This window comes from Variovorax sp. P4_D9, assembly GCF_056401695.1.
In genome coordinates, this window is sequence record NZ_JBFUIU010001071.1 from 1 (window position 1) to 2,536 (window position 2,536).

Below are 2,536 nucleotides of genomic sequence, written 5' to 3' on the forward strand. Positions count from 1 at the left end.
GTCATGCACAGCCACGCTGACTTGCTGGACGCGCTGCGCGCCCGCGACGCCCCGCGGGCGCGCGAAATCATGCGGGTGCACATGGAGCACGCCGAAGTGCTGGCCCTCGAGGCCGAATCCCGGGTCGACCGAGGCAGTCTGCTGATGAACCCGAGCGGCTGACCACCCATCGCGGCGCGGTTCGCACCCGCTGCCGCCGATCCACTCGCCAAAACCTTCACCCCGGTTGAGCCGGGGTGCCGGGTTCTCTTTGCCCGAAATCTTCTGGAGTTCGAACGTGAATCAGCAACAAGCCCTCTGGGTCCTGAGCGCCGTTGACATTGCCGCGGCCGTGCGTCGACGCGATATTTCCTGCCGTGAAGTCACGGCCAGTGTGCTGGCCCGCATCGAACAGCTCAACCCACGGATCAATGCACTGGCCGAAGTGCTGGCTGACGAGGCGCTGGCCAGTGCCGACGCGGCGGACCGGCTCACCGCAAGTGGAGCGGAACTCGGTCCGCTTCACGGCGTACCTGTCAGCATCAAGATCAATGTCGACCAGGCGGGCCACGCCACCACCAACGGCGTGATCCCGCTGCGCCGAAACATTGCGCGCGAGGACGCGCCGGTGGTTGCTCACTGGCGCAGCGCCGGGGCCATCATTGTCGGGCGCAGCAACACGGCCACCTACTCGTCGCGCTGGTTCACAGACAACGGTGTGCATGGCCGCACGCTGAACCCGTGGGACGCGGCCATAACCCCGGGTGGCTCAAGTGGCGGCGCGGCTGCCGCGGTGGCGAGCGGCATGGGGGCATTGGCCCACGGCAACGACATCGGCGGCTCCATTCGCTACCCAGCCTATGCCTGCGGGGTGCCGGGCTTGCGCCCCACCGTGGGCCGCGTGCCGGCTTACAACCCGAGTGCGACAACCGAGCGCAGCATCACGCCACAGCTCATGTCAGTACAGGGACCGCTGGCGCGCAACATGGCCGACTTGCGTCTGGGTTACTTCGCCATGGCGCGCCACGACGCACGTGATCCCAACTGGGTGCCTGTGCCGTTGGAGCTGGCGCGTCCCCCGGCCCCTGTTCGCGTGGCGTTGTTCAAGAGTTGTCCCGGCATTCCCGTGGACCCGGCGGTCACCCAGGCACTGACCGACGCCGCGCATTGGCTGGAGCGAGCCGGATACGACGTGCAGGAGGCCGCACTTCCTCACTTCGCCGAAGCGGCCGCCTTGTGGCGCACGCTGACAGTCGATGACAGCCGCCGCGGCATCATCGCCCACGTGGAGGAGCACGGTGACGAAGCGATACGGCGCAGCCAGCGCAACCTGTTGGCCGACATGTCGGAAACCGACCGTGACGGCTTTCTCGATGCGCTGACGCGGCGTCAGGCATTGCTTCGCCATTGGTCAGTCTTTCTGGAAGCCTATCCGCTGGTGTTGATGCCAGTGTCCTGGCAGCGCCCATGCCCTCAGGACGAAGACATTGGCACGTTGGAACAAACACGCGCGCTGATGGACGCTCAAAGCCCCCTGCTCGCAACCGCCGGGCTGGGGCTGCCGGGCCTGTCCGTGCCGACCGGCATGGCCAGCGGTGTGCCCATCGGGGTGCAACTAGTCGCCTGGCGCTTTCGAGAAGACCTGCTGCTGCAAGCGGGCCAGGTCTTGGAAGAAGCAGCCCGGTTCGTCCCGTTCACCGCCCGGTGATTCCGCCCCATATCCATTCATCCAGGAGCATTCCCATGACCCTCACTCACTCCGCTTGCGCAACGCCGCTGTCGCGCCGCGTCCTGTTGACCGGCGCTGCCGCCGCCCTGGGCACCGGCTGCATGATTTCGCTAGGGGCACAGGCCCAGCCCGTCACGCGCATCATCGTGCCGTTCCCGGCCGGCGGCCAAGCTGATTTCATGGGCCGCTTGCTGGCGGAGAAGCTCAAGGATGAACTCGGTCGCGCCATCATCGTCGAGAACCGCTTCGGTGCCGGCACCCGCCTGGCTGCGGAGCTGTTGAAGAACGCGCCCGCCGACGGCAACACGGTATTGCTGGCGCCTGTGGATCCGATGTTCATCGGCCCATTGATCTATGACAACATGCGCTTCAATCCAGTCACCGATTTCAGGACCATCACCGACGTGGTCGGCGTTCAATTCGGGCTGGCGGTCAATGCGAGTTCGCCTGTCAAGACGCTCTCTCAGTTCGTTCAGGCGGCCAGGGCCCATCCTGAAAAGTACCCGATCGGCATCACCACGGTTGGCACGCTGCTGCACTTCCTCGCAGTGGAATTCGTGGCGCAGTCCCGCACTGGCAGCAGCTTGGTCCCCTACCGCGGCGGCGCCGCCATGGCCACGGAGTTGCTGGGCAATCAACTGACCGCCGGCATGGACGCGACGGCCACCTTCAAGGAATATCACCGCTCCGGCAAGCTTCGCGTGCTGGCGGTCGCTGGCGACAAGCGCGCCGATGCCCTGCCCGAAGTGCCCACCTTTGCCGAGTCCGGTTACCCGAATTTGGTGGCGTCGTCGCGCTATCTGCTGTACGTCCACGCCAACACTGCGC

2 protein-coding genes are annotated in these 2,536 nt (G+C 66.0%); both read left to right on the forward strand.

Annotation, left to right across the window (positions count from 1 at the left end; genetic code table 11):
* Window positions 1-277 precede the first annotated feature (277 nt).
* Window positions 278-1,687: an amidase family protein gene (locus AC1DY5_RS51030; RefSeq protein WP_478121916.1), complete on the forward strand. Its 1,410-nt coding sequence runs from the start codon at window positions 278-280 to the stop codon at window positions 1,685-1,687.
* Between the two features lie 35 nt (window positions 1,688-1,722).
* Window positions 1,723-2,536: tripartite tricarboxylate transporter substrate-binding protein (locus AC1DY5_RS51035; protein ID WP_478121917.1), on the forward strand; the 814-nt coding region annotated here is incomplete at its 3' end.